General features: G+C 34.4%; 24 protein-coding genes. 17 read left to right on the top strand and 7 right to left on the bottom strand.

The window, feature by feature from the left end; genetic code table 11:
- Positions 1 to 292: 292 nt before the first annotated feature.
- Both N7659_RS05290 and N7659_RS05285 read left to right on the top strand, forming a co-directional pair.
- Complete coding sequence (locus tag N7659_RS05290) at positions 293 to 508, top strand: helix-turn-helix transcriptional regulator (protein WP_263276170.1); 216 nt, start codon at positions 293 to 295, stop codon at positions 506 to 508.
- A complete protein-coding gene (locus N7659_RS05285) occupies positions 498 to 1,244 on the top strand; it encodes a DUF3169 family protein (RefSeq protein WP_263276169.1) in 747 nt (248 codons plus the stop codon). Before N7659_RS05290 ends, N7659_RS05285 begins: the two co-directional genes overlap by 11 nt.
- A gap of 46 nt (positions 1,245 to 1,290) precedes the next feature.
- Here the strand turns inward: N7659_RS05285 and nrdF are convergent, their stop codons facing one another.
- The 4 genes from nrdF to nrdH are packed head-to-tail and all read right to left on the bottom strand — an operon-like array spanning position 1,291 to position 5,001.
- Positions 1,291 to 2,250, bottom strand: a complete 960-nt coding sequence (gene nrdF, locus N7659_RS05280) for a class 1b ribonucleoside-diphosphate reductase subunit beta (protein ID WP_258511950.1) — start codon at positions 2,248 to 2,250, stop codon at positions 1,291 to 1,293.
- 11 nt (positions 2,251 to 2,261) lie between these two features.
- A complete protein-coding gene (gene nrdE / locus N7659_RS05275; protein WP_263276168.1) occupies positions 2,262 to 4,421 on the bottom strand; it encodes a class 1b ribonucleoside-diphosphate reductase subunit alpha in 2,160 nt (719 codons plus the stop codon).
- Positions 4,411 to 4,773, bottom strand: coding sequence for a class Ib ribonucleoside-diphosphate reductase assembly flavoprotein NrdI (gene nrdI, locus N7659_RS05270; RefSeq protein WP_263276167.1), 363 nt, complete (start codon positions 4,771 to 4,773; stop codon positions 4,411 to 4,413). Before nrdI ends, nrdE begins: the two co-directional genes overlap by 11 nt.
- 3 nt (positions 4,774 to 4,776) lie before the next feature.
- Positions 4,777 to 5,001 carry a glutaredoxin-like protein NrdH gene (nrdH, locus tag N7659_RS05265; protein WP_263276166.1) on the bottom strand — a complete coding sequence of 75 codons (225 nt, stop codon included), beginning with the start codon at positions 4,999 to 5,001 and terminating at the stop codon, positions 4,777 to 4,779.
- A gap of 386 nt (positions 5,002 to 5,387) precedes the next feature.
- Here nrdH and N7659_RS05260 point away from each other — a divergent pair, with 386 nt between their 5' ends.
- From N7659_RS05260 to N7659_RS05250, 3 genes are all read left to right on the top strand, one after another.
- Positions 5,388 to 5,651 (top strand): phosphocarrier protein HPr, encoded by a 264-nt coding sequence (locus N7659_RS05260; protein ID WP_018370043.1) that lies wholly within the window; start codon positions 5,388 to 5,390, stop codon positions 5,649 to 5,651.
- A gap of 2 nt (positions 5,652 to 5,653) precedes the next feature.
- Positions 5,654 to 7,387, top strand: coding sequence for a phosphoenolpyruvate--protein phosphotransferase (ptsP, locus tag N7659_RS05255; protein WP_263276165.1), 1,734 nt, complete (start codon positions 5,654 to 5,656; stop codon positions 7,385 to 7,387).
- A gap of 173 nt (positions 7,388 to 7,560) precedes the next feature.
- Entirely contained in the window at positions 7,561 to 8,931 is a 1,371-nt protein-coding gene (locus N7659_RS05250; RefSeq protein WP_263276164.1) for a polysaccharide deacetylase family protein, read from the top strand.
- 23 nt (positions 8,932 to 8,954) lie between these two features.
- Here the strand turns inward: N7659_RS05250 and N7659_RS05245 are convergent, their stop codons facing one another.
- Entirely contained in the window at positions 8,955 to 10,073 is a 1,119-nt protein-coding gene (locus N7659_RS05245) for a DEAD/DEAH box helicase (protein WP_263276163.1), read from the bottom strand.
- A gap of 134 nt (positions 10,074 to 10,207) precedes the next feature.
- Here N7659_RS05245 and udk point away from each other — a divergent pair, with 134 nt between their 5' ends.
- Genes udk through dnaX form a run of 3 tightly spaced genes read left to right on the top strand, consistent with a single transcriptional unit; the run spans position 10,208 to position 13,077 of the window.
- Positions 10,208 to 10,840 carry a uridine kinase gene (gene udk / locus N7659_RS05240; protein WP_263276162.1) on the top strand — a complete coding sequence of 211 codons (633 nt, stop codon included), beginning with the start codon at positions 10,208 to 10,210 and terminating at the stop codon, positions 10,838 to 10,840.
- A 60-nt stretch (positions 10,841 to 10,900) separates the two neighbouring features.
- Complete coding sequence (locus N7659_RS05235) at positions 10,901 to 11,392, top strand: GAF domain-containing protein (protein WP_263276161.1); 492 nt, start codon at positions 10,901 to 10,903, stop codon at positions 11,390 to 11,392.
- Positions 11,392 to 13,077, top strand: a complete 1,686-nt coding sequence (gene dnaX / locus N7659_RS05230) for a DNA polymerase III subunit gamma/tau (RefSeq protein ID WP_263276160.1) — start codon at positions 11,392 to 11,394, stop codon at positions 13,075 to 13,077. The genes N7659_RS05235 and dnaX overlap by 1 nt, the downstream gene beginning before the upstream one ends.
- 29 nt (positions 13,078 to 13,106) lie before the next feature.
- Here the strand turns inward: dnaX and N7659_RS05225 are convergent, their stop codons facing one another.
- The gene (locus N7659_RS05225) at positions 13,107 to 14,657 is read right to left on the bottom strand and encodes a PucR family transcriptional regulator (RefSeq protein WP_263276159.1); all 1,551 of its coding nucleotides are present in this window, start codon (positions 14,655 to 14,657) and stop codon (positions 13,107 to 13,109) included.
- 142 nt (positions 14,658 to 14,799) lie between these two features.
- Here N7659_RS05225 and fdrA point away from each other — a divergent pair, with 142 nt between their 5' ends.
- From fdrA to N7659_RS08220, 6 genes are all read left to right on the top strand, one after another.
- On the top strand, positions 14,800 to 17,814 hold the full coding sequence (fdrA, locus tag N7659_RS05220) for a DUF1116 domain-containing protein (protein ID WP_263276158.1): 3,015 nt from the start codon (positions 14,800 to 14,802) through the stop codon (positions 17,812 to 17,814).
- On the top strand, positions 17,807 to 18,655 hold the full coding sequence (locus N7659_RS05215) for a DUF2877 domain-containing protein (RefSeq protein ID WP_263276157.1): 849 nt from the start codon (positions 17,807 to 17,809) through the stop codon (positions 18,653 to 18,655). The genes fdrA and N7659_RS05215 overlap by 8 nt, the downstream gene beginning before the upstream one ends.
- The gene (locus N7659_RS05210; protein ID WP_263276156.1) at positions 18,652 to 19,890 is read left to right on the top strand and encodes an MFS transporter; all 1,239 of its coding nucleotides are present in this window, start codon (positions 18,652 to 18,654) and stop codon (positions 19,888 to 19,890) included. The genes N7659_RS05215 and N7659_RS05210 overlap by 4 nt, the downstream gene beginning before the upstream one ends.
- A gap of 50 nt (positions 19,891 to 19,940) precedes the next feature.
- Positions 19,941 to 21,137 (top strand): dicarboxylate/amino acid:cation symporter, encoded by a 1,197-nt coding sequence (locus N7659_RS05205; RefSeq protein WP_263276155.1) that lies wholly within the window; start codon positions 19,941 to 19,943, stop codon positions 21,135 to 21,137.
- 43 nt (positions 21,138 to 21,180) lie between these two features.
- On the top strand, positions 21,181 to 22,245 hold the full coding sequence (gene allD / locus N7659_RS05200; protein ID WP_263276154.1) for an ureidoglycolate dehydrogenase: 1,065 nt from the start codon (positions 21,181 to 21,183) through the stop codon (positions 22,243 to 22,245).
- A 161-nt stretch (positions 22,246 to 22,406) separates the two neighbouring features.
- Positions 22,407 to 22,601 carry a DUF3272 family protein gene (locus tag N7659_RS08220; RefSeq protein WP_411575299.1) on the top strand — a complete coding sequence of 65 codons (195 nt, stop codon included), beginning with the start codon at positions 22,407 to 22,409 and terminating at the stop codon, positions 22,599 to 22,601.
- On the opposite strand, the gene birA is transcribed toward N7659_RS08220, so the two are convergent.
- Entirely contained in the window at positions 22,573 to 23,514 is a 942-nt protein-coding gene (gene birA, locus N7659_RS05195) for a bifunctional biotin--[acetyl-CoA-carboxylase] ligase/biotin operon repressor BirA (protein ID WP_263276153.1), read from the bottom strand. The two genes, N7659_RS08220 and birA, sit on opposite strands and share 29 nt — an antisense overlap.
- Positions 23,515 to 23,625: 111 nt before the next feature.
- On the opposite strand from birA, the gene N7659_RS05190 reads away from it, so the two are divergent.
- The 3 genes from N7659_RS05190 (at position 23,626) to N7659_RS05180 (ending at position 26,946) form a co-directional block, all read left to right on the top strand.
- Complete coding sequence (locus tag N7659_RS05190; protein ID WP_263276152.1) at positions 23,626 to 24,156, top strand: pneumococcal-type histidine triad protein; 531 nt, start codon at positions 23,626 to 23,628, stop codon at positions 24,154 to 24,156.
- Between the two features lie 229 nt (positions 24,157 to 24,385).
- Complete coding sequence (metK, locus tag N7659_RS05185) at positions 24,386 to 25,576, top strand: methionine adenosyltransferase (protein WP_263276151.1); 1,191 nt, start codon at positions 24,386 to 24,388, stop codon at positions 25,574 to 25,576.
- Between the two features lie 110 nt (positions 25,577 to 25,686).
- Positions 25,687 to 26,946: a UDP-N-acetylglucosamine 1-carboxyvinyltransferase gene (locus N7659_RS05180; protein ID WP_263276150.1), complete on the top strand. Its 1,260-nt coding sequence runs from the start codon at positions 25,687 to 25,689 to the stop codon at positions 26,944 to 26,946.
- Positions 26,947 to 26,988 lie beyond the last annotated feature (42 nt).

Genomic DNA, 26,988 nt, shown 5'->3' with positions numbered 1-26,988 from the left:
TCCTAATAAATTTGTGGTATTCTTAAGATGTTCCATATGATTCTTTCTAATGAGTGGTTTTGTCGCTTTTCATTATAAGTCATATGGGACTTTTTGTCTGCATTGAAAAAGCCCTATAACTTCTGTGATGGAGTTACCCACTACAGATATTATAGAGCCACAAAAAATCTAACGAATGGGGTGTTTTTTTATGTTTAAAATTACATTTGACAATTAAGATATCAAAAATGACAATGATAGTTGTCAAAAAGAAAAGGATATGTTACAATAATGATGAAAATGAGGTGATCAAATGATTGTCAAAAATCGATTGAAGGAATTACGGGCAAGAGATGGTTTAAATCAAAGTCAATTAGCCCAACTGGCTAAAGTGTCAAGACAAACCATCAGTTTAATTGAACGAGGCGAATATCTACCTTCTATTTTAATTGCTTTAAAAATTGCTCACATTTTTAATGAACCGGTGGATAATGTTTTTCGCTTAGAAGGAGGAGAAGATGAACGTTAACAAAAAGAAAGATAGTGATAGAAAACGTGTTAGTCGCTTATTAATTGTTTTATTGCTTGGTGGTATTGTTGGTTTTGTTAGTGGGCTTTATTCTGATAAATTTATTTCGATTACTTTTAACATTACTAATATTATTGATATGCTTGCCTTTACCATCAGACTTATCTATATTATTCTATTTCTAATTGCTCTTTTCTTATTTAGAGATGCCAAAAGATTATATCAAGATTATCAAAAAGATGATAGCTCAGAAGAGCTCTATATTACTATTAATAAAAAAAGTGCTTTTAGTTTGATATTTAATAGTCTGACCTCTATTTTATGTTTCTTTTGTATCATTTTAACTGCAAATCATTTGGCAGATTTTAAATTTGTAACTATTTTATTGTTCCTGTTTGATCTCGTCATAACTTTTATCGTGATTTTTTTACAAGGCAGATTAATGAAATTCTATTCTGACGTACGTCAGATAGACATACCTCTTTTTCCAACAGTGAAAGAGGTGACCAATAATATTCTTCAACAAGATGAAGCAGAATTACTAAATGAATATAAGTCAAGCTTTCTGATTGTTATGAGTCTCTCAGGGTATGTTTTACCAGCAATAGAAATCCTGCTCTTTATTTATAGTGTATTAACAAGGTTCATTCCTTTTTTAGGACTCATCATTGTCACCATCATCCATTTATTTATTATACTGATGCAGTTTAAGTCTGTTCGTGATTATTATAAATAAACCACAAAAAAGTTTCCTTACATCACATAAGGAAACTTTTTTAGTTTTAGTCTAGTCCGATGAGATAGTCATCATCAGTCATTGCTTCAACAGTTCCAAGCAAGTAACCATTACCAACTTGACTGAAGAAGTCATGATTACTTGTTCCTGTTGAGATACCATTCATAATGATAGGGTTAACATCATCTGCGGTATCAGGGAAAAGTGGGTCTTGACCAAGATTCATAAGAGCTTTATTGGCATTATATCTGAGGAAAACCATTACCTCATCTGTCCATCCAAGTGGATCATAAAGGTATTTCGTATATTTTTCTTCATTTTCATAGAGACGATAAAGTAGCTCATACATCCAGTCTCTTAGTTTATCTTGTTCAGCATCAGAAAGTTCGTTAAATCCCAATTGGAATTTGTAACCGATATAGGTTCCGTGAACAGATTCATCACGAATAATCAATTTGATGATTTCTGCCACATTAGCCAGTTTGTTGTTACCAAGATAGTAGAGTGGTGTAAAGAAACCTGAATAAAAGAGAAAGGTTTCTAGAAATACACTGGCAATTTTTTTCTCTAGAGGGTCTCCCTTGATATAGATTTCATTAATCATTTCAGCTTTTTTTTGCAGATAAGGATTTTCAGAAACCCATTTGAAAATCTCTTCAATTTCAGATTTGGTATTTAGGGTTGAAAAGATTGAAGAGTAAGATTTGGCATGAACAGATTCCATGAATTCAATATTATTGAAAACAGCCTCTTCATGTGGTGTTCTGACATCTTTTTTAAGTTGATACATGCCACTTTCAGATTGAACCGTATCAAGTAGTGTAAGACCACCGAAAACTTTACCTACTAAGTCCTTTTCAACTTCTGAAAGTTTACGCCAATCATCAAGGTCGTTTGACAAGGGAATACGTGTATCGAGCCAAAATTGCTCTGTTAACTTTTCCCAGGTTGATTTGTCAACAGCATCTTCAATTTCATTCCAATTTATCGCGTTATAATAAGTCATAATTTCCTCTCCTAGATGACACAGCTTTCGCATTGATTTGAGCCAACTTCTTCACCGTCATCAGTAAATGTACGGATGTAGTAAATTGACTTGATCCCTTTATGGAAGGCATAATTACGAAGAATTGACAAATCACGAGTGGTTTGTTTTCTTTCTTTTTTCCATTCATAAAGTCCAAAAGGAATATCACTACGCATAAATAGTGTTAAGGATAGCCCTTGGTCGATGTGTTGTGTTGCGGCAGCATAAACATCAATCACTTTTCTCATATCCATATCATAAGCAGAAGTATAATAAGGAATGGTATCAGTTGCTAAACCTGATGCAGGGTAGTATATTTTACCAATTTTCTTTTCTTGGCGTTCTTCAATGCGTTGTGTGATTGGATGAATACTTGCTGAAACGTCATTGATGTAGCTAATAGAACCATTTGGAGCAACTGCTAAACGATTTTGATGGTAAAGGCCATCTTTTTGAATGGCTTCAGAAAGAGCTTGCCAATCTTCTTTTGATGGGATGAAATGATCTTTAAACAATTCTTTGACTAATTCTGATTTTGGTTGGAAATCACCTGAAATGTATTTTTCAAAGTAAGAGCCGTCAGCATATTTTGAATTTTCAAAATTAGCAAAGCTTGTTTTTCTTTCACGTGCTAGATTATTAGACTCAACCAGTGTCCAATAATTCATCAACATAAAGTAGATATCAGTAAATTCGATTGATTCAGGACTACCATATTGAATATGTTTTTTAGCCAAATAGCTGTGTAATCCCATAGCACCAAGACCGATAGTATGTGCTTTATTATTACCATTTTTAATGGTTGGAACAGCTTCAATGCTTGAATTATCGGTAACAAATGTTAAGGCACGAGTCATTGTTCTAATTGATTTTCCAAAATCTGGTGATGCCATCATATTAACAATGTTGGTTGAACCAAGATTACAAGAGATGTCTGTTCCCATTTTAAGGTATTCTTGCGAATCATTAATAGTACTTGGTTCTTGAACCTGTAAAATTTCTGAACAAAGGTTACTCATAATAATACGCCCATCAATAGCACTACTATTATTAGCAGTATCAATATTGACGATATAAGGATAACCAGATTCTTGTTGTAGTTTAGAAATTTCTGTTTCTAAATCACGTGCTTTGATTTTTGTTTTAGTAATATTAGGATTGCTGACCAGTTCATCATATTTTTCTGTGATATTAATATAATTGAATGGGACACCATATTCCTTTTCAATGGAATATGGGCTAAAGAGGTACATGTCTTCATTTTTTCTTACTAATTCATAAAATTTATCAGGGACTGTAACACCAAGTGATAATGTTTTAACACGAATTTTTTCATCCGCATTTTCTTTTTTAGTAGATAAGAATGCTAAGATATCTGGATGGAAGACATCAAGATAAACCACTCCAGCACCTTGACGTTGACCCAATTGGTTAGAGTATGAAAAACTATCCTCAAAAAGTTTCATCACAGGAACAACACCACTTGCGGCACCTTCATACCCTTTAATAGGTGCTCCAGCTTCACGTAAGTTACTTAGTGAAATCCCAACACCACCGCCAATACGTGATAACTGAAGGGCTGAGTTGATGGAACGACCAATAGAGTTCATATCATCTGTTGCTTGAATTAAGAAACACGACACCAATTCACCACGGCGGCTACGCCCAGCATTTAAAAAGCTAGGTGTTGCAGGTTGGTAACGTTGGTTAATCATTTCAAGAGCCATTGATTTGGCCAACTCTTCATCGCCATCTGCAAAATAGAGGGCATTATAAAGAACGCGATCTTCCATGCTTTCTAAGTAATACTCTCCATCATTAGTTTTTAGGGCATACTGTTGATAGAATTTATAGGCAGCCATGAATGACTTGAAGTGGAAATCTTGTGCTTTAATAAGAGCAACTAATTCTTCAATAAATGACACGCTATATTTTCTGAGAAAGGCTTCTTCAAGATAGTCATTTTCAATGAGATAATCGATTTTTTCAGAAATCGAAGCAAAGGTCATGGTATTTGGAATAACATTTTCTTTAAAGAAAGCTTCCAAAGCTTCTTTATCCTTATTGAGCGGGATTTTACCATTAACTGGTCGGTTAATAGCATTATTTAAGCGAAAGTAAGAAACTTCGCCAAGGTTTTTAAGACTCATTTTTTATAATTCCTTTAACTTTTTCTACATCTTCATCTGTACCATTAAATTCATATTCATAGAGAACAGGAACTTGGTAAGTTTTTGATAAGCGTCTTGCGACATGACAAAATTCTGGTCCAAAATTGCGATTTCCAGAACCAATAACACCCTTAAAATAGTGGCGGTTTCTATCAAGAAAGTCATCGATAAAACCAAGTCCATCCTCATATGTCGGAACAATTAAGATGAAATCATTATCAATATCAGGATTTTCTTTATTTCTTTTTAATTCGAGTGTGTTATTATAGGATAACTTTTTCATAAATCTTCTGGTTTGGCCAGTTAGAGAATAAAAAACTATTGTTATCATTGCTTAGATTATTTCTTTTAAACGACTTGGTTGGAAGCCAGAAAAAGAAATTTCGCCAGCTTCAATAACAGGTGCAGCTGTAAAGCCTAAGTTTTTAACATAGCTAATTTTATCAGGGTTTTCATCAAGGTTAATTTCTTCAAACTCCGCTTTATTTTCAGCTAAAAACTTTTTAGTCATTTTACATTGGATACAATTATTTTTTGAAAAAATAGTAATTTTTGCCATTTTTTATCTCCTTATTTTTAAAAATCAATACTTTTATAGGATACCTCAAAAGATAAAAAAAGGCAAGTGCAAAAATCGAAAAAATACTAAATATTGTGTCATGTTTTTTAGGTGGTCACTATATATGGTGTTTTACGAACGTTCAGGTTTTCTGGTTAGATGATGAAAATGGCTAAGAATATTGATAAATCACATTTTTATCCAATTGATTAGTAGTTTTTCATAATAGGGGAAAAGCGTTTTATTGAAAATTAAAGAAAGAAGATGTGAAAATTTTTCTGCTTATCATTTTATTGTTGAAAAGATATAGGTGATGTGCTATAATAAAAAAATGTAAGGGTTGCCATAGGCAACTAAAAAGATAATAAATAAAGGAGAACCATCATATGGCTTCAAAAGATTTTCACATCGTTGCAGAAACAGGTATTCATGCACGTCCAGCGACATTATTAGTTCAAACAGCTAGTAAGTTTGCATCTGACATTACATTAGATTACAAAGGAAAAGCAGTTAACCTCAAATCAATTATGGGTGTTATGAGTCTTGGTGTTGGCCAAGGGGCAGATGTAACTATTACAACTGAAGGTGCTGATGCTGACGAAGCACTTGCTGCTATCGTTGAAACTATGACAAAAGAAGGATTGGCTTAATTATGACAAAAATGCTAAAAGGAATTGCAGCATCTGATGGTGTTGCTGTTGCTAAGGCATATTTACTCACTCAACCGGATTTGTCATTTGAAACTGTAACTGTTGAAGATACAAGTTCAGAAGAAGCTCGTTTAGATGCTGCTTTAACAGCATCACAAGACGAGCTTTCTATTATCCGTGAAAAAGCAGTAGATAGTCTTGGTGAAGAAGCGGCAGCTGTGTTCGATGCTCATCTAATGGTTCTTTCTGACCCAGAAATGATTGGTCAAATTAAAGAAACGATTCGTGCAAAACAAGTTAATGCAGAAAGTGGTTTGAAAGAAGTCACTGATATGTTTGTTACCTTGTTTGAAAACATGGATGATAATCCATACATGCAAGAACGTGCTGCAGATATTCGTGATGTGGCTAAACGTGTGTTAGCGCATTTATTAGGTGTTAAATTGCCAAATCCGGCAACTATTGATGAAGAATCTATTGTGATTGCTCATGACTTAACACCATCTGATACTGCTCAACTAGATGCTAAATACGTTAAAGCATTTGTCACCAACATTGGTGGACGTACAAGTCACTCAGCTATTATGGCACGTACTTTAGAAATTGCAGCTGTATTAGGGACTAACAATATCACTGAATTAGTAAAAAATGATGATATTATCGCAGTTAACGGTATTTCTGGGGAAGTTATTATTAACCCAAGTGAAGAAGAAATTGCTGCATTTAAAAAAGCAGGTCAAGAATATGCTGACCTTAAAGCTGAGTGGGCATTATTAAAAGATGCTGAGACAGTGACTGCTGATGGCAAACATTTTGAATTGGCAGCTAATATCGGAACACCTAAAGATATTGAAGGTGTTAATGATAACGGTGCTGAAGCTGTTGGTTTATACCGTACAGAATTCTTATATATGGATTCTCAAGACTTCCCAACTGAAGAAGAGCAATATGAAGCTTATAAATCAGTTCTTGAAGGAATGAATGGTAAACCTGTTGTGGTTCGTACAATGGATATAGGTGGTGATAAGGAATTACCATATTTCGATTTACCAGATGAAATGAACCCATTCTTAGGCTTTAGAGCGCTTCGTATTTCTATTTCTGAAACTGGCGATCAAATGTTCCGTACACAACTTCGTGCTTTACTTCGTGCATCTGTTCATGGTCAATTACGTATCATGTTCCCAATGGTTGCTCTTTTAACAGAATTCCGTAAAGCAAAAGCTGTTTATGAAGAAGAAAAAGCTAAATTAAAAGCAGAAGGTGTTCCTGTAGCAGACAATATCCAAGTTGGTATTATGATTGAAATCCCTGCAGCAGCAATGCTTGCTGACCAATTTGCTAAAGAAGTTGATTTCTTCTCAATTGGAACAAACGATCTTATCCAATACACAATGGCAGCTGACCGTATGAATGAACAAGTTTCTTACTTGTACCAACCATACAACCCTTCATTATTACGTTTAATCAATAACGTGATTAAAGCATCTCATGCAGAAGGAAAATGGACTGGTATGTGTGGAGAGATGGCTGGTGATCAAAGAGCTGTACCATTACTTATGGGAATGGGACTTGATGAGTTTTCAATGAGTGCGACTTCTATTTTAAGAACTAGAAGTTTAATGAAACGTTTAGATACTGAAAAAATGAAAGAATATGCACAACGTGCGTTAACAGAATGCTCAACAGCAGAAGAAGTTCTAGAATTACAAAAAGAATATCTTGATGTTGACTAAAAAAAGCAGAGTTTACTCTGCTTTTTTACTTTATCCGATGCTTTCTTCTATTAAATTGGCTTACTAAAATTTTTAAAAAAGACTTCTTTTCATTGAAAAGATAAGTTATCTCATGTATAATAAAACGTGTTATTTTTAAAACCGTTTAGATTTAGTAAAGAGATGAGAGAGAAATGAAAAAATATATTATAGCCATAGGTATTATGATAAGTCTTATTGTAGGTGCATTTTTTGTAAGACAATGGCATATGGAAACTCAAGAGAAAGAGATTATTAAAGCTGAAAAGAAAAAAGCAGAAACCTTGTTTTCATCAAGTGAGATTGCTATTAAAAATGATAAAAATAATTCTACTATTTTTATGGTGCCATTGACAGACTCTAAAGATATCGAGACTGAACTTGAGCGATGGCATAAAGAAGCAGAAAAAATTTCCCCACATAAAAAAAATCAACTCATTTTTTTAAATGCTAAAATGGAAGAATCTCCGTTAGAAGGAATTAAAAAACTAACGATTTATAGGACAGTTTATCAATCAAAATGGTTGAATATTGAAAAAGTCACTGAGAAAGCCTTGAGAGATTTTTATATTCATGACAATGGCCAATTATTTTATTTAAAAGAGTTGGTAAAAGGTGATGAAAATCAATTAGTTAGTACGATTTCAAATTATTTAAAAGAACATCAAATTGATAATCAAGAAAAAATATTAGGTAAAATAAAACAATTGGATCTTGTTTCTGAATTTAAGAAAAAAGGAGAGGCAAGTAATTATTTTTCTTTTAAAAAAGGTTATCTTAAATTAGGTAATGATGCCGAAATTCCTTTGTCTGTCTTTTATGATAATATTGATGTGACTTATCTATCGGGTGAAGAATTAACAAACTACCAAAATTATCAAATAAAGAAAAAAGAAGAAGAAGAGGCCAAAATTGCGGCTGAAAAAGCCAAACAAGCCGAAGAAAATCGCAAAAAAATTGCCAATCAAGGTCGAAAAGTAGTTGCTTTAACCTTTGATGATGGGCCTAGTGCCAAGACAACACCACAAGTTCTTGATATTTTAGCAAAATATAACATCAGAGCAACTTTCTATGTTCTTGGTTCTCATGTTGCGGGAAATGAAGGTATTTTACAACGAATGGTTGCTTCTGGGCATGAATTGGGGAATCATTCTTGGGATCACCCAGCTTTAACAGGTCTAACCTCGGAACAAGTGAAGTGGCAGATTCAATCAACCAATGATGCTATTATGAAAGCGACAGGTGTGTCTCCAAAAACTGTTAGACCACCTTATGGCGACTCTAATCCTAAGGTAGCACAAGATGTTGGTTTACCTCTTGTTTTTTGGACAGTTGATACTAGAGACTGGGCAGAGCGAAACACACCATCCATTTTAACCAATCTGAAAGCAACTTTAGGAAGTGGTGGCGTTATTTTGATGCATGATATTCATCAAACGTCAGTTGACGCTTTACCCACCGTCATTGATTACTTAATTTCTCAAGGTTATGAATTTGTGACGGTTAGTGAACTTTACGGTTATTAATCATAAAAATCTGTCAGCCCTAGTTAGGGACTGACAGATTTTTTATTTTTAGGATTTGCTTGGATAAGTTGTAATTTTTGATTTTTTAGTATTACTTCAGACACATCAGCCCATTTTTTTAATTGCTTAAGTTCTTCTTTGTGAGTGATTAAGGTAATGACTATTCCTGATTTACCCATGCGCCCTGTTCTGCCTGAACGGTGAATATAACTTTCTTTGCTACTAGGCAAATCATAATTAATCACATATGCTAAATCATCAATATCGAGTCCTCTTGCTAAAAGATCTGTTCCAAGAAGTAAAGAAATCTCATTGCTCTTAAATTTTTCTAGAATCACTCTCCGAAATCTAGTATTGACATCGCTTGCTAGTGAAATGGCTCTGACATGATTAAATTGCAATTTTTCCTCACTAGCGCCTAAATCTGATAGTTTGTTAAAAAAAACTAGACCACGAAATTCAGGAATATTTGCTAATTTTCTTAGCACCTCAAGTCGTTCTCTTTTCTCAAGGAATAAATAATAGTGTGTGATAGTGTTTAATACGTTTTGAGATAGATCAATAATATCAGTATCTTTTTCTAACACATTTTTATCGACACTATTGGTGGCACTGACATAAATCATTTGATGAGTTTTCGGAACATGGTGAGTGATACGATTAACAAAATGGTATTGAGAATCACTTAAAAGATCATCAAATTCATCAAGAACAATAGTATCGATAGCCATCATTTTGATTTTTTTATGTTTTATCAATTCAAAAATTCGTCCAGGAGTTCCAATTAAGATTTCAGGACCTTTTTTAAGACGTTCTATCTGTCTTTTTTGACTAGTTCCAGAAATAAAAAGTTGCGCTGTTAGTCCTAAGGGTTCTGCCCAGTTTTTAGCGACGTCAAACAGTTGACCACTGAGTTCAGTGTTTGGTGCAAGAATCAGCAGTTGCTGTCCTTTTTGGGGTTTCACATTTAATAAAGTTGGTAAAAGATAAGCTAGCGTTTTTCCAGTTCCTGTAGGGCTTATCGCTAAAATATTTTTACCATTTTTTATCGGTTCAAAGATAGCTTCTTGAATAGGAGTTAAGGTTTCAAAAGAAAGTGCTTTAAGTTTATCTTGCCAGACAATAGGAAGTTGTTCAATCATGGAATACCTTATTTTCTAATAGATTATCCTTCATCGGCATGAGAAGGAAGGGTTGCTTTTGTTATTATTTTCTTTCATTATACCATTTTTTAGTGTAAAATAGATAGAAAGACCAAGTTAGGAGAAATTAATTAATGTGTAAAAAACCAATCATTATTGGCGTTACTGGTGGTTCAGGTAGTGGAAAAACAAGTGTTTCTCGAGCGATTTTATCAAAATTTGAAGATGCTGATATTTCAATGATTGAACATGATTCATATTATAAAGATCAAAGTCACCTCACTTTTGAGGAGAGAATTTCTACCAACTATGACCATCCCTTGGCTTTTGACACGGATTTGATGATTGAACATATGAATGAGTTGATTTCTGGTCGTCCAGTAGATATTCCTATCTATGATTATACTAAGCACACACGAAGTGAGAAGACTTATCGTCAGGAACCTCAAGAAGTATTTATTGTAGAGGGGATTTTAGTTCTTGAAGATAAAAGACTTCGTGACTTGATGGATATCAAATTATTTGTTGATACAGATGATGATATTAGAATCATTCGACGGATTAAAAGAGATATGGAAGAACGTGGTCGTAGTTTAAATAGCATTATCGACCAATACACTTCTGTGGTTAAACCGATGTATCATCAATTTATCGAACCAACAAAGCGCTATGCTGACATTGTTATTCCTGAAGGTGCTTCAAATCTTGTCGCTCTTGATTTAATTAACACCAAAATTGCCAGCATTCTTGGTCAAAAATTATCTTAGGGTAGAGAAATAGATAACTATTAATAAACGAAACGTAAATGGAGAAAGTAGTACCTCATAATGACTGATAAAAGAAATCATTATCGTATCATGCTAGAGCAAGCAAAGGCTCTATTTGAAAATGAAAACAATGCACTAGCTAATCTTTCAAATGCTAGTGCTTTAATCAATCAAACCTTACCTAACACTGTTTTTTCTGGCTTTTATTTATATAATGGCGAAGAACTTATTTTGGGTCCCTTTCAAGGTGGCGTTTCCTGTGTTCGTATTGCTTTAGGTAAAGGGGTTTGTGGTGAATCAGCACAAAAAAGAGAAACTCTTATTGTTGATGATGTGACAAAGCATGCCAACTATATTTCTTGTGATGTGGCAGCTAAAAGTGAAATTGTTTTACCCATGGTCATAAATAACAAATTAATTGGTGTTTTAGATTTGGACTCTTCTTTGGTAGCTGACTATGATGCTATTGATAGGGAATATTTGGAGAAATTTATTGCCATCTTACTTGAGAAAACAGAATTTAATTTTGAAATGTTTGGAGTGGATAAGTAATGTATCAAGCCCTTTATCGTAAATATCGCAGTCAAACATTTTCTGAAATGGTTGGCCAGGAGATAATTTCAAAAACCCTTAAACAAGCGGTGGCAACTAAGAAGATTAGTCATGCCTATCTTTTTTCAGGCCCTCGTGGAACTGGAAAAACGAGTGCTGCTAAAATATTTGCAAAGGCGATTAATTGTCCTAATCAGGTGGATGGTGAACCTTGTAATCACTGTGATATTTGTAAAGATATTACAGCTGGTCAGCTAGAAGATGTGATTGAAATTGATGCAGCATCAAATAATGGCGTTGATGATATCCGTGATATCCGTGATAAATCAACCTATGCTCCTAGTAGAGCAACTTATAAGGTTTATATCATTGATGAAGTGCATATGTTATCAACAGGTGCTTTTAATGCTTTATTAAAGACGTTAGAAGAGCCAACTGAAAATGTTGTTTTTATTCTGGCAACAACTGAATTACACAAAATTCCTGCGACCATTTTATCACGTGTCCAACGCTTCGAATTTAGAGCGATTAGTTTAGTCGCTATTAAAGAGCATTTGGCTTTTGTTTTAAAGAAAGAAGAAATGACATATGACGATGAGGCCTTAACCATTATTGCCAATCGTGCAGAAGGTGGGATGCGTGATGCTTTGTCCATTCTTGATCAAGCAAGAAGTCTTAGTGGTGATAATCATATTTCTGTTGGCATTGTTGAAGATATCACAGGTAGCATCGCCTTATCAGCGTTAGATAATTATGTACATCATGTGATTAACCATCAAACCCTAGAAGCTCTTGATAGTTTAAATACTATTTTCTCTAGTGGTAAAAACATGAGCCGTTTTGCTATTGATTTACTTAATTATCTAAGAGAGCTTTTAATTGTTAAAAGTGGTGGTTCAAGCACGTATGATAGCTCTTATTTTAACGATAATCAGCAGTTATCTCAAGACTATATTCTTGATTTGATTAGTATTGTGACAGCTAGTTTGTCTGAAATTAAAACAGGTGGACATCCTAAAATTTATGCTGAAACCATGACAGTGAGATTGTCAGAATTTAAAGAAGTCGCTCACAATGTAGACGAGGGTCTCTTACAGGAATTACAAACCCTAAAAGAGGAAATCAATTCTTTAAAAGCGCAATTATCTTCTCTATCACAATCGTCATCAAATCAAATAACAACAAAAACGATTAAGACAACAAGAACAGTTGCTTTAAAGATTGATAAAAGCAAAGTTTTGACTATTATGGAAGAAACAGTTCAAGATAGTCAAAAATCAAGAGAATATTTGGAGGCTTTAAAGTCAGCCTGGAATGAAATTCTAGATAGTATTTCACCACAAGATAGAGCTTTGTTGCTTGGTTCTGAACCGGTTCTTGCTAATAGTGAGAATGCTATCTTAGCGTTTGAAGCGGCCTTTAATGCTGAGCAAGCAATGAGACGTTCTGACTTGAATACTGTTTTTGGGAATATCATGAGTAAAGTAGCCGGTTTTTCACCTAATATTTTAGCCATTTCAAAACGTGATTTTGAAGTAATTCGAACAGAATTTGCTAGCAAACTCAAGAATAACAATACAGACGATAAAGAAATAGCAAAAAAAGATGATAAGCAAGTGATTCCTGATAATTTCTCTTTTTTAGCAGATAAAATTGAAACGGTTGATGACTTATCAAAGGATTAAACAAATAAAAACTGCCTAAGGCAGTTTTTTTATTTTGAGTTAAAGTTGATAATAATGGTTGCCATTGAATAGTTGAGATTTTGAATTGGATTTCTAATATCAAAATCAAGCACTTTTTGAATGTTGTTGATACGATATCTCACTGTTTTAGGATGAAGAAACATTTGTTGCGCCGTTAACTGATAGTTTTCTTTACAGAGAATAAAATTAAGGAAGGTATCAAATAGTTCTGGTTTTTCTTCTTTTAATTTCTCTAAATTTTTAGCTAAATCAGTATTGAAAAAATCATTTTTGGCATCTAGAAAGTGTCTAAATATTCCAAGGTCGGTAATCGTCATGAGGTTGAAGATGTGATACTCTCTATTGAAATAAATCATATCTAAACATTCATTAAAAAGATTATGGATGTTTTCTTTTCCACTAAAACTACTAATAACAAGGTTGAATTGTGAAAGAGTTGGAATTTTTTTTGAAAGCTTCTCAATTGTTAATTCATCCTTTTTATTTGGAATATTAAAAAGAATGATAATATATTTTCTATTTTCATAGTAGAGATTATTGGGAAAGAGATTCTCTAATGTTTTTCTCAATAATCTTAGGGTTTCATTGTCATGTGGAATGTGTTTACCAATGCCTACTGCCTGATAATAAGGGTAAGCTAGTAGATTGGTTTCTTCAAGTAAATCATTTTTTTCTTTATCATTTGGTGTCGTGCCAAAGAAAATGGAGGCTGCGATGTTATTGTAGATATTAAAATATTCGTGTTTGATGGATAAATCAATCTGAAGTTTATGCTGAATCGCCTCCATAGCATTTTCAACAATCATGATATGACTATGTTCAAACTCAGGCTCAGTTTGGTAGATATCAATGGTAAAAGGAATCAAGGACTGAGAAGTGTATTGAACTGTGATTTTATAAATTAGTAGCTCTTTTGCAGGGTGTTTTAGTGTTGAAATATGATAGGTATTATCAGTATATTCGGTGGATAAGGTTTCAGTTTGTATACAGTCCCAATCGGTAACGATAGCATGACCATTTTTAATGACAATGTTTTCTCTAGGAATAGTTAGTTGACAACTTTTTGAGATCATATGTACTAATCGATCAATAATTTCTTTATAGGTAGCAGAAGCATTCTTTAAGGTTGAAAAGACTTTATTAGCATCATAATAAGTTCTTAGTAAGGCTGTTTGTTTATTTAATAAAGGTTCATAAATAGCTGTTAAAACTCTCTCATAGTTAACGTCTCCTTTTATCTCAATCAAAGGAATTTGGTAACGATAACAGAGATTAATCATGTTTTCAGGGGTTGATTCAATTAAGCGATTTAATTTTAAAATAATACCACTAATGCCTATTTCATGAATAGTGGCAAAGAAATTTTCAAGTGTTTCTTGGTCTAAATCTTTCAAAGCAAAAAAGGAGCTTAAAATGAGTTGATTTTTTCTACCCCATTTTTCAATATCAATGGCTTCAAGAACCATAGCCGATTCAATGTCATTATCTAAACCGATGTAACCAGTTCTGACAGAACAGTCTTTGAAAGGATTTAATTGCAGTAATTCTTTTATTTGCATCGCTAGCTCCTTATTATAGAAAATTTATCCATATTGGATAAAAATTATATCAAAAAATTAGAATAATGGCAAATGAAAGCGCAAACATAACCATGTATAATAGTTAATGAAAGATTAATAGCAACATAAGGAGGGTGAAGAAATGTTGTTTACGGAAATTTTGAAGAATAACTATCAAGATTCCATTAACTTAATGTTATTAACAGATAAAGTTAATGCGCTTGATGATGTCGTCATGAGTCAAGTGATGATGGGAACAGATGCCAACAAAGATATTTTGGCCAACACTGGGTTATTAACCGATGAGGCTAAAGAAGCATCCCCCAATGACTTGATGATTGTGGTAAATAGTGAACGATCAGATATTCTTGAGGTCGTATTAGAGGAGGTTACGAATTTCTTAGATGACTTATCTGTGAAATCAAAAGACAGTAAAACAACGGTTTCAACTAGCTGGAATGAGGCAGTAGAACACTTACCTGATGCTAACTTAGCAGTCTTTAGTATTCCAGGAGAATATGGAGCACCAGAAATTGAAACTGCTCTACGCCATAATCTTCATGTTTTCTCATTTACCGATAATATACCTATCGAAGATGAAGTGAGATTAAAAAAATTGGCACATGATAAAGGTTTATTGATGATGGGACCTGATTGTGGAACTGGTATTATTTCAAGTATCCCGATAGCTTTTACCAACGTTGTTAAACCAGGAAATATTGGTATTGTTGGTGCTTCAGGAACAGGTATTCAAGAAGTGACTACCATTATTGATCGTCTAGGAGGTGGTGTTGTTCATGCCATAGGAACTGGTGGAAGAGATTTAAGCTCAGAAGTTGGTGCGATTACGGTTAAGGATGCCATTATTGCTCTAGAAAATCATAAAGAAACAGATGTTTTATGTGTCATTTCTAAACCACCAGCTAAAGAGGTTCGTGATGATGTTTTTCGTGTGTTGCAGAGTGTGAAAAAACCTGTTGTTGCCATCTTCCTTGGTGAAAATCCTGAGAGTCATGTTGGTAAGGTTTACTTGGCACATACTTTAGAAGAAACTGCAAAAATTGCTGTTGATTTAGCTAAGGGCAATGTGATTAAAGAAAATTACCTAGATGATTTAAAACATCATGATTTAGCTAGCTTATCAGAAGACAAAGTGGTTAAAGGATTATATTCAGGAGGAACATTAGCCTCAGAAGCAGCAATGATGATTAAAGAAACACTTGATTTAATAAGTGCGACTAAAAGTGAAGGCTATGTTTTAAGAGCAGAAGGCTATGAGATAATCGACCTAGGTGATGATGTTTATACTCAAGGTAAACCACACCCAATGATTGATCCAGAAACACGTATCCAAAAAATTCATGAATTTGCTCAAGATAAAAATACTGGTGTCATTCTCTTAGACTTTGTTTTGGGTTATGGTGCTCATGATGATATGGCTTCAGCCTTATTACCAGCTATTAGTGAAGAATTAGAAAAAGCTAAAGCTGATCATCGCAAATTACATTTTGTTGCTACAGTCGTTGGTACCAATCAAGACCCTCAAGGTTATGAAGATACTGTAAAACGATTAGAAGAAGCTGGTGTTCTTATTGAAGATAGTAATGCTAAGGCCGTTCGATTGGCATTACAATTAAAAGGTTATGATTTCAAAGAAACTGTTAAAGACTTAAAACCTTATGCTGGTGACTATTTAGAATTGTCGCAACCTAGTGAAGCTGTGATGGCACTCATTACCACAAAACCTCGTGTGATTAATATTGGTCTTCAAAGCTTTAATAAATCTGTTCAAGATTATGGTGGTGTGTCTGAGCAATTCAACTGGCGTCCAAGAGCTAGCGGTAACAAAAAAATGATTAAAATTTTATCAGCTCTTGAAGATATGGCTGATGAAATTGATGAAGAAAACAACAAAGTGATTACCAAGATGAAGGAAGCACAACCGTTCTTAATTGATGTTCAACCGGCTAAGACAGTGATTCCTGAATTAAATGATGACAACCATAAAACACTACTACATGCTGGGCCACCAATCACTTGGGATGTCATGACCGGACCGATGAAAGGGTCATGTATTGGCGCTGCTTTATTTGAAGAATGGGCTAGTACAGAAGAAGAAGCCGTTCAATTGTTGAGTTCAGGAGCTGTTCGCTTTATACCATGTCATCATGTTAAGGCTGTTGGACCAATGGGGGGTATTACCTCAGCCAATATGCCAGTTTTGATTGTTGAAAATAAAGTTGATGGTGTTCGTGGTTACTGTACTTTAAACGAAGGTATCGGAAAAGTTCTTAGATTTGGTGCCTATTCTCAAGAAGTTGTTGATCGTCTCATCTGGATGCGTGATGTGCTTGGACCAGTTATTGCTAAAGCATTAAAAGCTTCTAAAGAAGGTGTCAATCTCAATGTTTTGATTGCGCGTGCCATTACTATGGGTGATGAATTCCATCAACGTAATATTGCAGCCTCACTAAACTTCTTAAAAGAAATGTCACCACTGATTACATCTCTAGAAGATGTTGATCAAAAAACTAAATATGATGTGATTAAGTTCTTATCAGATACTGACCAATTCTTCTTAAATATTATGATGGCTACAGGTAAGGTAATTGTTGATAGTGCACGTTCAGGTAGCAGAGGAACAATTGTCACCACTATGACGAGAAATGGTGTTGACTTTGGTATTAGAATCGCTGAAACGATTGATGACTGGTATACAGCACCGGTTAACACACCAATTGGCTTATACTTCACAGGATTTACAGAAGAAGATGGCAACCCAGATATTGGCGATAGTGCGATTACTGAAACAGTTGGTGTTGGAGCTATGGCTATGATTTCAGCACCTGGTGTTACTCGTTTCGTTGGTGCTGGTGGCTTCCAAGATGCTCTGGATATTTCTAATGAAATGGAAAAAATAACGGTTGCTCATAATCCAAACTGGTCAATTCCAACTTGGGATTTCCAAGGCTCACTTTTAGGCATTGATATTCGTAAAGTTGTTGAAACTGGTATTACACCGCTAATCAATACAGGTATTGCCCACAAAAAAGCTGGGGTAGGGCAAGTTGGTGCTGGTACGGTTCGTGCTCCTCTTGGCTGTTTTGAAAAGGCACTAGAAGCTTATGCTAAAGCAAGAGGAATAACAGTTGATTAACATAGAAGTTAGTCACTATGTCTATCCTTTAGAAAAATTAGGTCGTATGGGCCATGTTCACAGTGTCTTTAACTCATCTTTTAATTTTTTAATAAATCATCAGTTGGTTCATGTTAGTAGTCATGAAGATTTTATGTCAAGTTTTGGTATTCGGATATCAAAACTTGACTATCAACTGATTAGACCTTATCTTCAAGTTGGTAATTTAGTCAAACTAACTGCTGATACATTAATGATTTATAGTTTTAATGGAATATATCAAACATCCTATAAAGAAATTGTGACCGATTTAAGGATAGATAAAATAGACTTTACGAAACAATTTGATAAAAAATTAAATGCCTTAAAAAATTATTTGGAGCATAAGAGCCATTTATCTGTCAAAAATGGGTTAGGAGATGGTGCGCAAAAAGCTCTTACAACACTAACAGATGTTAAGGCAAGCCTACTTGAATTAGACCAATCAGTTAAACAATTAATTGGTCGAGGGCAAGGTTTAACACCTAGTGGCGATGATATTTTGGTCACTTATCTTTTTATGATGATTATCTGTCATGATAATCAAAGAAAACGAGTATCATCTTGTATTGAAAACTATTTGGATAAAACAACTTTAATTAGTACTTCTTATTTAAAGGCGTGTCTCAATCAAGCAGTGAGTACACCGCTTTATGACTTATATCTTTGGTTAAAAAATCATCATCATTGTGAAAAAAATAAATTGGAAAGATGTGTCTCTAACATACAAAGAATTGGACATACTTCTGGAAGTGATATGCTTTTAGGATTATTTCTAGGAATTTCATTTGTACTACAGACGCATTCGAGGAGTTTGAAATGAACAATCATAAAGTAGAAAAAGTCAATAATACTTACTGGATGAGGGTTGTTGGATTATTCTTTGCTGGGTGGATATTGATGTATGCTACCCGTACCATCTTTAATCCCATCATGGGAGTTGTTGGTGAAGAGTTTAATCTCTCAAACACAGAATTAGGGCTAGCCAATAGTATTTTCTTCCTTACTTATGCTGTGGCTCAGATTCCATTTGGAGCAATCGGGGATAAATATGGTAGAAAATTAGTCATTACTATTGGTTTCTTAGGGCTAGCCATTTCAACCTTTCTTAGTGGTTTAGCTGGAACGTTTGCCATGTTCTTACTTATTCGTGCTGTCGCTGGGATTGCTCAAGGGGCATACTATGGTCCTCAGTATGCTTTATCTTCTGAGTCAATTCCCAAAGACAAAGTGACGCTAGGAAATGCCATCATCAATAGTGGGATGGCTTTTGGTACCTCAGGTGGTTACCTACTCTCTAGTGCACTTGTTTTAGAAGGAGGACAAGATTGGAGTCAACCATTCTTTATCATGGCTGTACCAACAGCTATTGTTGGTATCTTATTTTATACCATGCTAAAAGAGAAAGTTGTTCAAGAAAATGAAGCTATTGAACCAGAAACAGTTGAGCAAGAAGTTGTTAACAAGGGCAATGTCTTCAAACAAATTTTCGGAAACAAAAATCTTGTCTTTGCCTTCATTTTACTATTTGGAAGTATCTATGCTAACTTCGTTATTATCACATGGTTACCACAATTTTTAATTAGTGAGCGTGGTTTTGAAGGATCTAGCGTTGGTTTTATCTCTTCACTAGTTCCTTGGGCATCTATTCCTGGTGCATTATTCTTTGCAAGAATGAAAGATAAAATCGGTAGTACTAAAAAATTAGCTTATTTCCTAGTACCACTAGCAGCCCTATCAGTCTCTCTCATCGCTTTTGTTGAGAACCAAGGTTTACTGATTGCTGTTTTAATTCTTTATGGATTAACAGGTAAATTAGCGCTTGATCCTATTTTAATCTCATATGTTAATACTCATGCGCCAAAAGGCAGATTATCAACAACTCTAAGTGCTTATAACTTTATTGGAATGTCAGGTTCTATCCTTGCTCCTTATGTGACAGGTTTTATCTCAGATAATGCTGGCTCTATGCAAATTGGATTTTATCTGGCAGCGGCAATGTTGATGGTTGCTTTAGTCCTATTTGGAATGATGGCTCAAGACACACAAAAAGCTTAATGTTTGATGGATAGATTGTTGAAATTTCAAAAGGTGAAAGGATGCTAGCAATGAAAAAAATATCTTTTATTTCCCAAATTGTGCTAGCTGTTATTGTAGGGATTGCATTTGGACTTTGGTTTCCTGATTTGACAGCCTATTTCAGCATTTTTGGACAAATATTTCTGAAATTGATGCAAATGTCAATCCCTATTTTAATATTTGGACAGATTGTCTATGCCCTAGGTAGCATTGAAAAAAAGGATATTTCTAAGATTGGTGGTCTTACCATTGCCATATTTGCAGTGTCCACTTTAATTGCTGCATTTTGGGGAATTCTCTTTGGTTCTCTTTTTAAACCTGGACAAGGCGTCTCCATATCTTTAGCGTCTGAGGAAGCGATAGCAGCACAAGAATTGAATTTGTCTGAAACATTTGCTGACTTTTTCCCATCTAATATTTTTGCCTCTCTATCTAGCGGCTCAATTATTCAAATTATTGTCTTTTCTCTGATTTTTGGAACAGCCATCAATATCTATGTTCAAAATCATACCAATAATGTTGTTTTAAAGATTTTAGAAGAATTAAATGATATTGTAATGGTTGTGATTAGAATCGTTATGGTTGTAGCACCGATTGGGATATTTAGTCTAGTAGCTGATACTGCTAGTGAAGCAGGTTTGTCAGTTATTTTACCACTTTTAAAATATTTGTTGGTCTATGCATTTGCAACCTTGCTATTTTTAGGCATTTGGATTGCTGTTGTTAGTCTTTATTGTAAAAAATCGGTATCTTTTCTTGTTAAGGGTGTTAAAGAAATGTCTATAGTTGCTCTTACAACGGGATCTTCTGCCATTACATTGTCAACAGCCATTGAAGGTGCCAAAAAATATTTAAAAATTGATGATTATATCACTAATCTAGTGTTACCGTTGGGTGTTTCTTTAAACAGTAATGGTGCAGCCATGCACATGGCTATTACTGTTGTGACAGTTGCTCAAATGTATTCATTTAATCTGGGAATTGATAAATTGATTTATTTGGGTGTGTTAGCCTCCTTAGTTTCTCTGGCTAATTCAGTTGCACCAGGATCAAGTATCGTGTCTTTAGCGATTATCTTTCCACAAATGGGTATTCCAATAGAAGCGGTGGCATTATTTGCAGGTGTTGATTATTTTGTTGGAATGATAAGAACAATTTTAAATGTTGATTCTGATGTATTTACAGCCATGTTAGTGGCAAAAAGTGTGGGTGAATTGAAAAAGTAAGCCAACCTTCAACAACTCTATTATCTTATAGGAGGATTCTATAGTGGATGAACAATTAATTAGAATAAAAGATTCTGAATTACATCAATTGATTTTTGATAAATTACACAGAGCTGGTCTTCCAGAAGAACAAGCAAAAGAAGTGGCTAATCATCTTGTTTTTGCTGATTTGTCTGGGATACATTCTCACGGTGCTGTGCGTGTTGACTACTATGCTGAACGTATAGATAAAGGTGGTGTGACACGTCACCCTAACTTAAAATTTGAAAAAACTGGTGCTAGCACTGGTATTTATCATGGTGATAATGCTCAAGGTCACTATGTTGCCAATTTAGCACTTGAACCAATTATTGAAATGGCCAAAGAAACGGGAGTTGCCATTGTTGGACTTTCAAAAGTTAGTCATACTGGGACAATGTCATACTATTTAGAAAAATTAGCCAACGAAGATTTAGTAGCTATCTCTATTTGTCAATCCGACCCAATGGTTGTTCCTTTTGGAGGTTCTGAGGTTTATTATGGTACCAACCCAATTGGTTTTGGAGCACCAAGAAAAACAGGTCGACCAGTCGTTTTTGACATGGCAACAACTGTTCAAGCATGGGGTAAAATTTTAGACGCTAGATCTAAAGGTAAAGCCATTCCTGAAACTTGGGCGGTGGATAGTCACGGTGTACCAACGACTGATCCGATGGCTGTTGCTGGTCTACTCCCTTTATCAGGACCTAAAGGATATGGTCTAATGATGATGGTTGATATGCTTAGTGGTGTTATGCTTGGTTTACCATTTGGAAAACATGTCTCATCCATGTATGCAGATTTGACAAAAGGAAGAGACCTAGGTCATCTCTTTATTGTGATTGATCCTTCTCGATTTATTAATCTTGACGTCTTTAAAAATTATGTTGAACAAAGTATTAATGAATTGCATGAGGTGAAACCAGCTAAAGGATTTGAACAAGTTTACTATCCTGGTGAGCCAAATATTCTAACTTACCAAAAAAATAAAGAAAATGGCATCAATATTCCAAAATGGATCATTGATTACCTGAAATCAGAGACACTTCATTTTGATAAATATGGTGACAAAGATCCTTTTGCAAAATAAAATTCTTGGCATGATATTTTATCTTCCTCATTTCAATCGAGATGAGGAAGATTTTAACACTTTTATGTAAAATCTACTATTTTATCAAAGCCGTATTAGATTATTATTATGATGGCATCAAAAAAACTGCTTTTTAGCAGTTTTTTTGATAGAATATTTTTATGACACTAAAACAATTTTTTATTCTGGCTGCCATGTGTAGTGTAGAAACATATTTTCTAGCAGATGCCTTTTTTAATCACACTTATTGGTTAGTTGGGTTTTGGGCCATTTTTCTGCTTCAAAATCTTCGAAAAGCCTATATTATTAGTAAGTGGACCCGTTATTTTAACTCATCTCCCAAGAAGAAAGACTAATGTCTCCTCCTAAGAGTGTTTTTGTTTTTCCATTATCTAGTTGGACGACTAAAGCGCCGTTATCTGTAATATCTTCTGCAACACCCTGATAGGTTTTTCCATCTTCTTTGAAGGTAATTTGTTTGTCTAGAATGAAAGATTTATCTTTGTAGACTTTTATGAGATCTGTTTCAGGAGTGGTCAAAAACAACTTTAAAATTTCTACGATGAGTTGATTTCTTGTAATGCTAGGCTCTTCTGAAAAAAGTGATATGGCTTTATTTTCAAGCTCTTTAGGCATTTCTTTGATATTAAAATTGACACCAATACCTATAATCACATCAGTTATCATGCCTGTTTCAACAGAACTAATGGCTTCGGTTAAAATACCAGCTATTTTTTTTTGTCCTAGGTAGATATCATTGACCCATTTAATTTTTGTGTCAATACCTGTTAAGCGAGAAATGGCTTTAACAATAGCACTTGCAATCATCATAGTATAAGCAGGTTGTTTATCAGTAGCAATATGAGGTTGAATATGTAAGGACATGTAAATACCACCAGAAGAAGCATGAAAAGACCTCCCAAATCGTCCTTTAGCTTCTTTTTGATTACTAGCAAGATACAGTCTTGGTGCATTTTGTCCCTCTTGAATGCCAATTTTAGCATCTAATTGCGTTGATAGACTGTTATGGTTAAGAAGAACAGGAATACCAATTTGTTTTTCAATGAGATCTGGAATTAGTAAATCACCTGATAGTAATCGATACCCTCGCTTTTTTTGAGATTGAATCTTAATATCATATTGTTCTAATTTTTGAATAGCTTTCCAAATAGCAGTTCTTGACACCTGACAATGGACAGCAAGTTCTTCTCCAGTGACAAAGCCTTTGGTTTCAGAAAGTCTGCAAAAAATTTTTTCGTATGTTTTCATGTTTCTAGTATAATACAAAAGACTTGAAAAATCATTTTAAATGATATTAATCCTTGAAAAAAACAATTATTCATGATATACTTAACTGGTTAATAAAAAGGAGGCAAAAAAATGCTTAAAAATCTAAAAATAATAAAAATGATGGGTGTTGTTCTAGCAGGTTACTTTCTATTGACTGCTTGTCAAGCATCAACAACTGATAATCAAAAAGATGATGATATGGTGACTACCCAAGTAACAACTGATCATGATGATAAAGATGATCATGCTGATCATGATGACCACGATGACCTTATCATTGTTTCTGAAATTATGTCAGATGGCTATGCTTATGTTCACGGTGACCATGATCATTTTGAAGAAGGAAAAGTACCAAGTAATGCTAAATTCTTGGACACTACTTTACCAGAAGACAGTTATAAATTGAATGATAGTGATGTTTTATATGAAGTTGCTGAAGGCTATATTATCAAAGTCAACGAAAAATTTTACTATTATCCAAAAGATAGAGAAAATACTGATACCATCCTCACTAAAGCAGAAGCGATGGCTTTAACTGAAGGTGATGACCACGATGAAGATCATGAAGGACACGATGATCATGATGAAGATCATGATGATCATGACAACGACAATAAATAAAAGTTACCTCTAAAACGTCCTATGATTAGGACGTTTTTTGATATTTTTCAATCAAAATCACTAAAAAAGAATCTTCAACAGTTCAGACAAGTTAATAAAAGACATTATTCTCGAATGAATTATTTTAGAAAACATGATATAATAACAAAGTTAATAAGTCCCGAAAAGATAGCCTTGCTAGTACTTTGTAACTTTTTAACACTATTAATTAAAAGGGGGACATAAAAATATGTCAGAACGTAAATTATTCACTTCTGAGTCAGTATCAGAGGGTCATCCAGATAAGATTGCTGATCAGATTTCAGATGCTATTTTAGATGCCATACTGGAACAAGATCCTAATGCTCATGTAGCAGCAGAAACCGTTGTTTATACAGGTTCCGTTCATGTTTTTGGAGAAATCACAACGTCGGCTTATGTTGATATCAATCGAGTTGTTAGAGATACTATAGCAGATATTGGCTACACTAACACTGAATATGGCTTTTCAGCAGAAACAGTAGGTGTTCATCCTTCTCTTGTTGAACAATCACCCGATATCGCACAAGGTGTTAATAAGGCCTTGGAAAATCGATCAGGTGATGACGATGCACTTAGTCTTATTGGTGCTGGTGACCAAGGTTTAATGTTTGGTTTTGCTGTCAATGAGACACCTGAATTGATGCCACTACCTATTTCGTTAGCTCATCAACTCGTTAGAAAATTAGCTGATCTTCGAAAAAAAGAAGTGCTTTCTTACCTACGTCCAGATGCGAAAAGTCAAGTAACTGTTGAATATGATGAAAATGATAAGCCTCTTCGCGTTGATACAGTCGTTATTTCAACACAACACAATCCTGAAGTTAGCCAAGAACAAATTAGACAGGATATGATTGAACGAGTGATAAAATCTGTTATTCCAAAAGAGTATTTGGATTCAGAAACTAAATTTTTTATCAATCCTACAGGACGTTTTGTGATTGGTGGACCTCAAGGAGACTCAGGGTTAACTGGACGAAAAATTATTGTTGACACCTATGGTGGTTATTCTCGTCATGGTGGAGGTGCCTTTTCTGGAAAAGATGCCACAAAAGTTGATCGCTCGGCAAGCTATGCCGCTAGATATATTGCTAAAAATATAGTGGCAGCTGGTTTTGCTAATAAGGTTGAAGTGCAATTAGCTTATGCTATTGGTGTCGCTCATCCAGTATCTATTCGTATTGATACTTTTGGTACTAGTCAAGTATGCGAACAACAATTGGAAAAAGCTGTCCGTCAGATTTTTGATTTGCGTCCAGCAGGTATTATAAAAATGTTGGACTTAAAACGTCCTATCTACAGACAAACAGCTGCTTATGGTCATATGGGACGTACTGATCTTGACTTGCCTTGGGAGAGATTAGATAAAGTTGAAGCCTTAAAAACTATTTTAACCCAATAAAAAGAGAGGTTACCCCTCTCTTTTTTTGTTGATTTTCATAAAATTTGTCAAAATAAGCTATAATATGGTAAAATAAAAAGGTTGAAGTCTAGTATAGGAAAGATATTGAAATGAAAAAAATTATAATTAATGGTGGTAAAAAATTAAAAGGAGAAGTAACAGTATCTGGTGCAAAAAATAGTGTTGTTGCTTTAATTCCAGCCGCCATATTATCAGATGAAATTGTCAGACTGGACGGTGTTCCAGATATTAGTGATGTTGATAGTCTTATTGACATTTTAATCGCAATGGGTGCTTCGGTTAAAAGAGACGAGGATTCTTTAGAAATCGACTCAAGAGGTATTCAAAATAAGCCTATGCCTTATGGTAAAATAAATAGTTTAAGAGCTTCCTACTATTTTTATGGAAGTCTTTTAGGACGATTTGGTGAGGCTGTTGTAGGCTTACCTGGTGGTTGTGATCTTGGTCCTCGACCAATTGATTTACATTTAAAAGCATTTGAAGCTATGGGGGCTAATTCCTCTTTTGAAGGCGATTATATGAAGCTAACAACCCATGGAAAACCTCTAATGGGTACTCATATTTATATGGATACAGTTAGCGTTGGTGCTACAATCAATACGATTCTAGCTGCAACAAAAGCAAAAGGAAAAACTATTATTGAAAATGCTGCTAGAGAACCTGAAATTATTGATGTTGCTACCTTTCTAAATAATATGGGGGCACACATTCGTGGTGCGGGAACAGATGTTATTACAATTGAAGGTGTTTCACAATTAGGAAGTACCCGTCATCAGGTTATTCCAGATCGTATAGAAGCAGGGACTTATATTGCTCTTGCTGCGTCAGTAGGAGAGGGAATTAGAGTTAATAACGTTCTTTATGAACACTTAGAAGGTTTTATTTCAAAACTTGAAGAGATGGGTGTAAAAATGACCGTTGAAGAAGATAGTGTTTTTGTTGAAAAACAAGATCATTTAAGAGCTATCACGATTAAAACCTCACCATATCCAGGATTTGCAACGGATTTACAACAACCAATCACTCCCTTATTACTTCGTTCAAAAGGAAGAGGCGTTATTATTGACACCATCTATGAAAAACGTATTAATCATGTGCCAGAATTAGCAAGAATGAATGCTGATATTTCAGTAGTTGGAGGTAAAATTATTTATAATGGACCATCTTCACTATCTGGTGCCAAAGTTAAAGCCACTGATTTAAGAGCTGGAGCTGCCTTGATTATTGCTGGCTTGATGGCTGATGGTGAGACTGAAATCACTAATGTCGAATTTATTCTGCGTGGTTATTCCAATATTGTTGCAAAATTAAAGTACTTAGGTGCTGATATTGTTCTTGTTGATCATTAATGAGACTATTTTAAAAAGCTATTTAGGATTTCCTAAATAGCT

The sequence above is a fragment of the Streptococcus sp. CSL10205-OR2 genome (assembly GCF_025660655.1).
Lineage (GTDB): Bacteria > Bacillota > Bacilli > Lactobacillales > Streptococcaceae > Streptococcus.
The sequence above is the reverse complement of the archived record's forward strand: the minus strand, read 5'-3'. Positions and strand labels throughout refer to the sequence as shown.

What these genes read in the sequence shown, in the direction of transcription:
- N7659_RS05290 (WP_263276170.1), top strand. Translation starts at nt 293, where the DNA reads ATGATTGTCAAAAATCGATTGAAGGAATTACGGGCAAGAGATGGTTTA.
- N7659_RS05285 (WP_263276169.1), top strand. Translation starts at nt 498, where the DNA reads ATGAACGTTAACAAAAAGAAAGATAGTGATAGAAAACGTGTTAGTCGC.
- nrdF (WP_258511950.1), bottom strand. Translation starts at nt 2,250, where the DNA reads ATGACTTATTATAACGCGATAAATTGGAATGAAATTGAAGATGCTGTT.
- nrdE (WP_263276168.1), bottom strand. Translation starts at nt 4,421, where the DNA reads ATGAGTCTTAAAAACCTTGGCGAAGTTTCTTACTTTCGCTTAAATAAT.
- nrdI (WP_263276167.1), bottom strand. Translation starts at nt 4,773, where the DNA reads ATGATAACAATAGTTTTTTATTCTCTAACTGGCCAAACCAGAAGATTT.
- nrdH (WP_263276166.1), bottom strand. Translation starts at nt 5,001, where the DNA reads ATGGCAAAAATTACTATTTTTTCAAAAAATAATTGTATCCAATGTAAA.
- N7659_RS05260 (WP_018370043.1), top strand. Translation starts at nt 5,388, where the DNA reads ATGGCTTCAAAAGATTTTCACATCGTTGCAGAAACAGGTATTCATGCA.
- ptsP (WP_263276165.1), top strand. Translation starts at nt 5,654, where the DNA reads ATGACAAAAATGCTAAAAGGAATTGCAGCATCTGATGGTGTTGCTGTT.
- N7659_RS05250 (WP_263276164.1), top strand. Translation starts at nt 7,561, where the DNA reads ATGAAAAAATATATTATAGCCATAGGTATTATGATAAGTCTTATTGTA.
- N7659_RS05245 (WP_263276163.1), bottom strand. Translation starts at nt 10,073, where the DNA reads ATGATTGAACAACTTCCTATTGTCTGGCAAGATAAACTTAAAGCACTT.
- udk (WP_263276162.1), top strand. Translation starts at nt 10,208, where the DNA reads ATGTGTAAAAAACCAATCATTATTGGCGTTACTGGTGGTTCAGGTAGT.
- N7659_RS05235 (WP_263276161.1), top strand. Translation starts at nt 10,901, where the DNA reads ATGACTGATAAAAGAAATCATTATCGTATCATGCTAGAGCAAGCAAAG.
- dnaX (WP_263276160.1), top strand. Translation starts at nt 11,392, where the DNA reads ATGTATCAAGCCCTTTATCGTAAATATCGCAGTCAAACATTTTCTGAA.
- N7659_RS05225 (WP_263276159.1), bottom strand. Translation starts at nt 14,657, where the DNA reads ATGCAAATAAAAGAATTACTGCAATTAAATCCTTTCAAAGACTGTTCT.
- fdrA (WP_263276158.1), top strand. Translation starts at nt 14,800, where the DNA reads ATGTTGTTTACGGAAATTTTGAAGAATAACTATCAAGATTCCATTAAC.
- N7659_RS05210 (WP_263276156.1), top strand. Translation starts at nt 18,652, where the DNA reads ATGAACAATCATAAAGTAGAAAAAGTCAATAATACTTACTGGATGAGG.
- N7659_RS05205 (WP_263276155.1), top strand. Translation starts at nt 19,941, where the DNA reads ATGAAAAAAATATCTTTTATTTCCCAAATTGTGCTAGCTGTTATTGTA.
- N7659_RS08220 (WP_411575299.1), top strand. Translation starts at nt 22,407, where the DNA reads ATGACACTAAAACAATTTTTTATTCTGGCTGCCATGTGTAGTGTAGAA.
- birA (WP_263276153.1), bottom strand. Translation starts at nt 23,514, where the DNA reads ATGAAAACATACGAAAAAATTTTTTGCAGACTTTCTGAAACCAAAGGC.
- N7659_RS05190 (WP_263276152.1), top strand. Translation starts at nt 23,626, where the DNA reads ATGCTTAAAAATCTAAAAATAATAAAAATGATGGGTGTTGTTCTAGCA.
- metK (WP_263276151.1), top strand. Translation starts at nt 24,386, where the DNA reads ATGTCAGAACGTAAATTATTCACTTCTGAGTCAGTATCAGAGGGTCAT.
- N7659_RS05180 (WP_263276150.1), top strand. Translation starts at nt 25,687, where the DNA reads ATGAAAAAAATTATAATTAATGGTGGTAAAAAATTAAAAGGAGAAGTA.